The 9,312-nt window shown below is 63.1% G+C and carries 6 protein-coding genes; all 6 read right to left on the minus strand.

Going from position 1 to position 9,312, the window contains the following annotated elements:
• Positions 1-172 precede the first annotated feature (172 nt).
• The 6 genes from ACX80P_RS16730 to pulA all read right to left on the minus strand — a co-directional run bounded on the left by ACX80P_RS16730 (position 173) and on the right by pulA (position 9,023).
• Positions 173-529 carry a YciI family protein gene (locus tag ACX80P_RS16730; protein ID WP_459279230.1) on the minus strand — a complete coding sequence of 119 codons (357 nt, stop codon included), beginning with the start codon at positions 527-529 and terminating at the stop codon, positions 173-175.
• Between the two features lie 47 nt (positions 530-576).
• Positions 577-1,041, minus strand: a complete 465-nt coding sequence (locus ACX80P_RS16735) for a mycothiol transferase (RefSeq protein ID WP_459279235.1) — start codon at positions 1,039-1,041, stop codon at positions 577-579.
• Between the two features lie 11 nt (positions 1,042-1,052).
• The gene (locus tag ACX80P_RS16740; RefSeq protein ID WP_459279231.1) at positions 1,053-1,454 is read right to left on the minus strand and encodes a VOC family protein; all 402 of its coding nucleotides are present in this window, start codon (positions 1,452-1,454) and stop codon (positions 1,053-1,055) included.
• Positions 1,455-1,855: 401 nt separating this feature from the next.
• Complete coding sequence (locus ACX80P_RS16745; protein ID WP_459279232.1) at positions 1,856-2,755, minus strand: aldo/keto reductase; 900 nt, start codon at positions 2,753-2,755, stop codon at positions 1,856-1,858.
• Between the two features lie 95 nt (positions 2,756-2,850).
• The gene (locus ACX80P_RS16750) at positions 2,851-5,568 is read right to left on the minus strand and encodes an alpha-amylase family glycosyl hydrolase (RefSeq protein ID WP_459279233.1); all 2,718 of its coding nucleotides are present in this window, start codon (positions 5,566-5,568) and stop codon (positions 2,851-2,853) included.
• Between the two features lie 368 nt (positions 5,569-5,936).
• On the minus strand, positions 5,937-9,023 hold the full coding sequence (gene pulA / locus ACX80P_RS16755) for a pullulanase-type alpha-1,6-glucosidase (protein ID WP_459279234.1): 3,087 nt from the start codon (positions 9,021-9,023) through the stop codon (positions 5,937-5,939).
• Positions 9,024-9,312 lie beyond the last annotated feature (289 nt).

The following is a 9,312-nucleotide window of genomic DNA, read 5'->3' on the forward strand; positions in this document are numbered from 1 at the left end:
TTGAGATACTCAATAACGGCCTCAAAGCCGCCTGACAACACTAAACCCCGAGAGTCAACGAAATCCGGGGCAGTCCCGAACGCGTTCTACTACCCGGTTTCGCACAAACCTGTCGGCCTGGGCATCACCTGCCTTCTCAGTCACTCAGGAGATCCTCTACCCGTGGGCCGCTCTACGGGCTCTTGGTGATGATTTCTCCGCTGTGCACGGGGCGTACTTCGATGCCTCCTGTGCTGGTGCGCACGGCCGGGTTCAGACGGGCGATCGCGATAGCGGCGTCGAGATCAGGTGCTTCGATGACATAGAAGCCCGCGACAAACTGGTCGGCCTGGACGAACGGTCCCGTCGTCGTGCTGTCGTGTCCGATGGAGACCGCACTGGCTCTGGGTGTCAGGGCGTAGGCGAGGGACATTGAGCCCGAGGCTTGGAGGTCTCGTGCGTGCTGGTCGTTTTCCTCGAGGTCGGCTTCAGCGGCGTCGAGGGCATGGAGGGATTCGTCCCCATAGATGAGGATGGCGAAGTCGGGCATTGACTGGCCTTTCCATGGTTGTCTGGTCCTGCAGGTGTGGGTGGTGGTTAGTTCACGACGAGGTTCTGGTGTCCGTCGATGAGTTCACGCACGATGTCGAGGTGGCCGGCGTGGACTGAGGTTTCCGCGAGGACGCGGAACGCGACCTCGTGACCGTCCGATATGGGGGGCTGGTCGAACTGGCTGGCTGGAGGCCACCAGCGGGGAGGGGCATCCAGATCGACCTCGGCGAGTACCTTGTCGCTACTGATGATTTGTTCCCGGTAGATACGGACGGCATCCACACCGGTCATCGGTACGGAGTGCCACCCGTCGTGGAGGGCTCTGATCGCAGCAGTGTTTCGACCGATGACGGCTGAGATCCAGAACATCTCGTCATCGAACGCAAGGTGGTTTAACAGGCGCGTCACTGTCCACCCCGACGGAACGAGTGGCGTGCTCATCTGCTGTTCGGTCAGACCCGCGACGGGGTTCAGTACGTGGGCGCGTCCGGCCGCCAGCTGGGCAAGCAGCTAATCATCGCTCACGCCTTCGACTCGTAGCCGATGAGCCACCGAAGCCCGTGTCGGTCGGTGACCTGGCCGTCCACGCCGTCCCACGGCCGTTGCACCAGGGGATCGATCGCTGTACCGCCGGCGGAGAGCTTGTCGAACCACCCATGCAGCACGGTCGGCTCAGCGGTGCCTAGTAGGGAGAGCAACAGGCCTTCGCATCGAACCGAGGGTTCTCCTTCTGGCGTGTCAGAACCAGCGAGTGAGACGACGCCATCAAGGACCCCGTGAGCGACAGCGTCGGGTGGGCCGTCGGTCCTGCCGTGATCCTCGTACGAGTTCAGGTACAGCTCGCCTCCGAAGATATCGGCGTAGAACCGGAGTGCTTCCTTCGCGGTTCCGGGGAAGCTGATGAAAACAAGGGGTGCTGCCATGATGATCACTCCTGAGATTAATTCTATGAAGCAGACCGAATGGCCCTTCACTACTTCTTTGACGGTCCTGCGACAGCAAACTCATCGGACCTCGATGTCGCCTGCAGATATGCGAAGCGATGCGGCGCGGATGGGAGCGATCCCCGTCGAGCCGATGGTATCCGGAACCAGAACGGGGTCTAATCACAGGCAACTTCGTGCAAGCTCGGGCAAACAGGATTTGACCGCTTCCGTGCACCAGTAGTGCTCCACCTCCCAATCCAGGACATTCGTACTGACCATGCTTGCCAGAAAGCAGAACCGCTCCAGTGGTGAGAACAATCGATATCTGTTTCAAGAGTGGTCGCACCGGTGGTTTGGCAGTTTTGTCCCCTGGGGCCAACTAGGCAAATGTTTGGGTTCTAGATCTCTCCGGTCCATTCCCCGTCGTAGGGAGCGAACGCCTGTTCCCATCGTTCCCGCTCGGGGGCAGGCAGGGGCCCTTTATCGATCGCGGTGACTGCGGCTGTGAGATTGCGTTTGTTGGATGTGCCGACGATGGCGGTACTGACTGCGGGGGCGAAGGCCGAGAATCGCAGGGCGGTTCCCGCCCAGTCGCCGTCGGCGGGATGGAGACCCATACGTTGGAGCCGATCCCAGTAGGTTTCCCCGTAGATCCCGGTGGGTCGATGGGTGTGGCGCCACGGGGCATTGGCTAGGGGACGTTTGGCGACCACCCCGAGATGGTGTTCCTGAGCGCGGGGAAGTGTGTGCCTTAGTGAGTGCTGGTCGGTCAGGTTCACCGAAGTTTGAAGGACACCGAAGACGCCGGCGCCCGCGGCCCAGGCCAGTTCAGCATTCTCACCGCTGTAGCCCGGGACCCGAATCTTTCCGGCGTCGCGGGAGGCAAGCAGCGCGTCGATAACGTCTCCCTGCTGAAGAACAGACAGGGGGCAGGAGTGCAGGAAGACAACATCGATGACATCGGTGTTCAGTACTTTCAGGGCCCGGTCGATGCCGCCTGTGACGGCTCCGGCGGTCCAGTCCTTTTGCCCTGGAACGTCGTAGCCGACCTTCGTGGACAGGACGACGCGGTCCCGGTGTGGGACCAGCCATCGTCCCAGCCGTTCTTCCGACGCCCCGTAGCCACGGGCGGTATCAAAAAAGGTGATGCCCAACCCAAGGGCGGTATCAAGGAGGTCCTGCGCGGTCTTCTCATTCAGATCCGTCGTGTCGATATGGCCCGCACCGAAACCAAGTGCAGAAACGCTTAGGGATGAATTACCGAGCTGTCGCGAAATCATGCCGCTTTCGTGCTCCATTCTGAGGGGCATTTTAGGAACGGTTGTCTATGTTGCATCATGCCGACGGCGGCCGGAACCTTAAGGTTTCGGCCGCCGTCATTCCTGTGGAGTGATTACTGCGTGGTGATTACATGCGTCCGGTGATCGTAGACGAAGGTTATCGGGCCGCCAGCGTGGTTGAGTGCGATGTTGGTGCCGTTGAACGCACCGCCGGCTCCGTAGTTCTCATCCCAGCCTCGGTTCAGGGCGGCCTTGTACTGGTAACTGCCAGCGGGGAGATCCGCGACGTCAAGAACCCATCTCTGGGATGCGTCGTCGAATATCATTTGTGCCTGGTCGCAGGCCGGGTCCCAGTCGGCCCCGCAGCCCAGTTCCGAGTCGAGGTTGCCGGCCACTGCGACCGTGCCCGGCTGGTCAATGATCGACCCGATGGTCACTGTCCTGATGTCGCTGATCGAGGTGCCGAGCACGGCCCGGTAGCTCACCTTGGTGCCCTCGGCAAGGCCGAGTGCCGTGAGGTCGTCGATGGCGGTGTAGGTCGGTGATGAGTCATCGGTGCCGATGGCGGTCCACGCTCCGCCGGCAATGCTGCGTTCGAGTGTCACGGCGTAGTCGGAGTCCTCCGGGCTCGCCGTCGCCGTCACCTCCACCTCGCCCTGCACCTGCGTCCCCTCGGCGGGCAGGCCCATGGTGAGCCGGGACGCTGGAACGGTGGCCGGTACCGTGGCGGAGGTCCGTGTGTGGCGGCCGTTGTCGAGGACCACCGCGCGGTACTCGACGGCAGTTCCAGTCGGTAGTGCGGTGGTGTCGTGGTAGACGCTGTAGGGGGCATTGTCGTCCGTGCCGATGCTTGCCCAGTCCGATCCCGCCACCCGAGCCTCGAACGTGACCTCGTAGAACGAGGACCCGGCGACGTCGGCGGCGACCTTCATACGGCCGTTGTCCTCCGCGCTCGGCGCAGGCTGCTGCAGTGTGATGGCCGGAGCCGCTTTGGAATGCGGGATTTTGCCTGAGAGCTCGTACACCACGGTGGACAGTGCGGGTACGGTGACGCTGAGCGTGCCGTCGGCACCTGACTTCAGCCGGGCGGGTGCCTCGCCGTAGACGAGTCCGAAGCTGCGCTTGGCGGCGTAGGTGGGGATGACCGCGGTCTGCGGTTCGGTGCTGTTGTTCAGGGCCACAACGTACTCGCGCTGGTCCTTCGCATCGATGCGGGAGAAGGCGTAGATGCCGGGGCCGTCGGAGGCGTAGCGGTGCTGGTGGGCGCCGTTGCGCAGGGCAGGGTGCTCGGCGGTGACCCCGGCAAGGGTCGCGATGCTCTGGTAGAGCGGGTGACCGGGGTCGAAGTTGTCCGTGGCGTGGGTTGCTGTGGTGCCGAGGAGGTCGTCGTCGAGGTAGTCAGGAACCTGGCTTGCGAACAGGCTCTGTCGGGATTCCTTATCGCCTCCGACACCGGTGAACCCTTGTTCGTCGCCGTAGTAAATGACCGGGTTGCCGCGCGAGAAGTACATGAGTTCGTGCGCGAGGGTGTCCCGGGTCAGCAGCTCCTCCTCCGCGGCGCCCGGGTTGTCCGAGGTGATGAAGCTACCGATGCGGCCCATGTCGTGGTTCCCGAGGAACGTCGGGAGGCTGTAGGCGTTGGAGTCCGCGTCCGTGTACCAGTCGTCGCCCGCGAAGAAGGCCTGCAGATCAGTCGCCGGCGCGCCCTGCGACGCATAGCCCCGGGCCGCTGCCTGGAACGGGAAGTCGAGGACGGACTGCATACGGTTGCGGGTAGTGAACTGCGAGGTGAAGGACTTCGAGGTGTCGAAGACCTCGCCGAACATGAAGAACTCGTCCTTGCCCTGCTCCTGGGCATAAGCGAGCACCTCGGGCCCGAAGGCCTGCCAGAACTCGTCATTGACGTGCTTCATGGTGTCGATGCGGAAGCCGTCGACGCCGAAGTCGGCGATCCAGGTCTTGTAGATGTCGATCATGCCGTCGACCACGCGCGGGTGCTCGGTGGAGAGGTCGTCGAGCCCGAAGAAGTCTCCGTAGTAGGCGTCCTCGCCGGCGAAGGTGGTGTCGCCGCGGTTGTGGTACAGCGTGGGATCGTTGAGCCACTCGGGGACTTTGAGGTCCCGGTCGGCTTCGGACACCACGGGTACGTACGGGAACGACGTCGTAGCGTCCAGCTCCGGGAAGGTGCCCGTGCCCGCGTAGTCGCGGTCGTCGAACCCGGTGCCGTCGGCGTCGCGGTACGGCTCCTCGTCCTTTGAGATGTAGGGAGCCCGCTCTCCGGCGTCGTACCCGATGACGTCGGCTGTGTGGTTGGTGATGATGTCGAAGTAGACCTTCATGCCGCGCGCGTGCGCTGCGTCGATGAGGGCCTTGAGGTCGTCGTTGGTGCCCAGGTGTGGGTCGATCTGGGTGAAGTCGGTGATCCAGTAGCCGTGGTATCCCGCAGTTCCGTCTTCGGGCTGCACGGCGCGGTTCTTGAAGCTCGGGGTGAGCCAGATGGAGGTGGTGCCCATGCCCTGGATGTAGTCGAGTTTCTGGAGGAGGCCTTTGAGGTCCCCGCCGTTGTAATAGCCCATCCGGGTGGGGTCGAAGCCGGACACAGACGGATCAGATCCGAGACCGCCGTCGTCGTTGGCCGTGCTCCCGTTCTGGAAGCGGTCGGCCATGACGAAGTAGAAGTTCTCGTCGGTGACGGCCGAACGCAAGGAATGCTGCGCAGTAGGGGGAGGGGAGTCGCCGGGATCCTTCGGGGCGGCATGGGCGGGCAGGGACGTGACGGAACCGGCAACAAGGGCGGTCAGCACGACTACGGTGGCGTGGCGGGGTTTCACAGGGTCTCCTCTGGAGGGGCGAGTTATGGCGAATGCTGTATCGCTGTGCAGTGAAAGGTCAGCTGACGGCGGTCGGTCTCCCTGAGCCGCCTTCTTTGAGTACGAGTTATGACAGTTGCAACTTATGACCAATGCCCAACAGGCCAACTGGAGGTCAGGGCATCGTATTAGGCCGGTGGACATGGGTTGCCGCTTCTTCGGCTGACAACCGGCGGCGGCGTTGACCGCTGTACGGGGTTCACTGAGGAGAGAACTCGTGCAACGGTCAACGCCGAGGACCTGTAGAGGAAGGGTCACTGGTGGATGGTCCGCGTGGGCCCCTGATCCAATTAGGGGCCAACGACTACGTTCAGCCGCTCGAGGCTGACTTATTGCGCCTCGAAGACCGCCACCGTCCGCGCGGGAACTGTGAAGACACCGTTCGCATCGGCTGTTGCCTGCTGAACCAATTCGTCGCTCCCATTAGCTTGTACGGAGTGCAGCGCGAAACCCTTTCCTATTGCCGCTGGTACTTGCTGCATGGTGGTTTCGTCGGAAGCGTTGAATACCACCACGATGCCCGAGCGCTTGGAATCAAGGTCCGGACCGGCCGTGTCGTCGAGGTGCATCACGATCACGCCGGGTGCCTGAGTTGGGCCCGTTCCAGGGAAGGAAAGCTTCTCCTGAACAAGGTCCGCGGTGCCGAGACTGAAGAGCGGGCTACCCTGGCGAATGCGCAGTAGCTCCTGTGCCTGCGTAAGGGCCGATTCGATGTCGGTGGGCGAGGGCTTCAGTGCCGGATCGGCGAGCAGCGGCTGCATGAAGCCGTACTTGTCCTCATTATCGGTGCGTGGAGGCAGCCCGCGTCCGAAGCCGTTGTCCGTTCCGGTGTGATCCAGGAAGTTGAACCAATCGCCGGAATCGTAGCTGTTGCGGTCCAGTGACTTGCTCCTCAGTGCCTCTCCGCCAGCGTGCCAGAAGGACACGCCCTGTCCCAGCGCCGTCGTCGAAAGGGCCAGTGTTTGCATGCGGACCCGGTCAGCCATGGGTGTGTCGGTCGGCAACTTGAAGGCGAGGGCATCGAAGAGGGTCTCGTTGTCGTGCGCCTCAACGTAGGTGATGGCTTCCTGCGGATCGGCGGTGTATCCGGTGGGAGAGCCGTTGTAGTCGACGTCTGCCCCGGTTACCTCATTGCCGAACCGGTCGGTGAAGGCGTAGTCCTTCAGGTTGCCTGTCAGGCCTACCCGGATCTGGTCCTGTGATTGGAGCAACCGGGCACGCTGTTCGTCCTCGGTCCCGTTTGCCTCGATGCCATTGGGGTCGGTCAGCAGCCCCGATGCGAAGCCTTGGACTCGTGGATCCTCGTCGAATGGACCTCCGCCGCGTACCGCGTCACGAAGGCGGTCGTTGAAGGTTCCGATGCCAGTACCGGCCATGTTGGCTTGCGTGGCCTGTTCGAAGCGGGCGTCATCGGCGACCTCTCCGAAGTTCCAGCCTTCCCCGTAGAGGTAGATGGATTTGCCGTCTATCCCGTCGTGTTTGAGCGTGAGCTTGTCCAGCGCAGCGCGGACGTCGAGGATGTTCTGCTTCGAGTGGTGTCCCATCAGGTCGAATCGGAATCCGTCCAGCTTATAGGTCCGGGCGAGCGTCACGATCGAGTCGATCATCAGCTTGCCCATCATGGTGTGTTCGGTTGCCGTGTTAGGGCAGCAGGTTGAGGTCTCGACGGCGCCCGACTCGGGATTGCGTCGGTGGTAGTAGCCCGGCACGATTCGATCGAGATTGTTGGTTGACGCTTGGCCCGCGCCGGCCGTGTGGTTGTAGACGACGTCCTGGATGACACGCAGTCCGGATTCGTTGAGCGAGGCGACCATGCCGCGGAACTCCCGGATGCGGGTAGCGTCCTCGGGATTGGTTGAGTAGGAGCCCTCTGGTGTCGTGTAGTGCAGGGGGTCGTAGCCCCAGTTGAAGCCGTCCTGCCCGGCGATAGCCGAGATGCACTCCTGCTGTTTCGTGCTGTCCGGGGCGTAGGACGCGAGGTCGCACGCGGGTTCGGCTTGCAGGGACCTGTCCTCTTCAATGGTGCCGATGTCGTTGACGGGGAGGAGGTGCACAGCGTTCAGCCCGCTGTCGGCGAGCCCGGAGAGGCGCTTCATGCCATCGCTGTCCTGACGTGAGAAGGCAGCGTAGGTTCCGCGCTCGGTCTCGGGCACGGTGGTGTCGCTGATTGAGAAGTCCCGCACGTGGAGTTCGTAGATGCTCAACTGCTCCGGGCGCTCAAGGGCGGGTTTCGGGAGCCGGTTCCAGTCGGCCGGAACGAGGTTCGGATCGGTGAGGTCGACGAAGAGGGACCGCTCGGAGTTCGTGGACAGGCCCACGCTGTACGGGTCGGTAACCAGGTTGTGTTCCACAGTGCCGGTTTCGGGCACGAAGACCTCGACGTCGTACAGGTAGTACGCGCCCTTCCAGTCCTTCTCGCCCTTGACGCTCCAGACGCCGTCTTTGTCCTGCCGGAGGGCACGTGTGGCGATTGGATCGCCTCCGGAGCCCTCCCGGAAGACCTGCACGGAGACGCTGCGCGCTGTCGGCGCCCAGAGATCGAGCTGCGGTTTTTGACCCTTCCAGGTGAGCCCAAGTTCGTTACGCGCGGCGCCTGAGTAGAGGTCATCGAGCACACCGGGTACCTGGACACCGGTGGTCGCCAGCACGGTGCCGTCCGGTGACACCGCCGCCAGGAGCAGCTGCCCCTTCAGCAGGTTGCCTGCGTTCCGGGCGTCCTTCCGGCCGAGCTTGAAAGTATCGAGGGCGGCGAGGTGCGGGTACCGGGCCGCGAGATCGGCCGGCAGTGCGTCGCCGCTGCGCTCGAGCCCGAGGTATGTTCCGCCCGTGACGACGTTGTCCTCGACGGCGAGTCCGCCGTCGGGCGCCGTGTACAGCCTGTACTGCGTATCGGCGGGCAGATCGACGTCCCAGGCGAGGGTGTCCTCGGCGAGCCAATGGCCCGCCATTGTGGCCGTGGGAGCCTGCGGTGCATCGCTCGAGATGACGTGCGTTCGATGGTTGTAGGTGAAAGTCACCGGGCCTCCCGCTGTCTGCAGCGCCAAGTTGGCGCCGCCGGCTGCGCCGTCGGCACCGTAATTCTCTCCCCACGAGTCATTTAGCGCCACCTTGTACTCATAGGAGCCGGCGGGAACATCGAAGGTTGTCGCCCATGTGTCCGGCGATCCGTCCACAGGTACAAGCTGTGTTGCTGCGCAGTCGGGCTGCCAGTCTCCAGGGCAGCCGAGCTCGGATTGTAGGGAACCGACGAGCCCGACAGTGTTTGGTACATCTGTGTGGTCGGCCATCGCGGGGGCCGGCATGAGCGTGGCGAGGAGCGGTACGGTCAGGACGACGGCGGCGGCTAGTCGGGTCTGGCGCTTCAAGGAGGGCCTGCTGCCCAGCTGAGCCGTGCCCGTGGTGTCTCGGGGTGTCATGGTGATCCTTCCCGACCGAGCGTCTCTGCTGAGTCGGACTGAGGAGGGGTGGGTACCCCGAGCTTAGAGAGGCCACTACCGGCAGTCAACGAAAATATGAAAGTTTCGCGCAAAGTTTCATGGATGAATTTTGGGCTGGCACTACATTGAAGCCATGACCTCCGAACCCCGCAGTGTTCGCCCGCGCTTGGACGACGTCGCCCGTAGCGCGGGAGTTGTGCCCCGCATAGTGGTGTAGCGCGGTTGCCCGGGTCGTCATGGTGATGGACATGGACGCGGCCACCGCGTG

It is taken from the genome of Arthrobacter arabinosi (genome assembly GCF_054511115.1).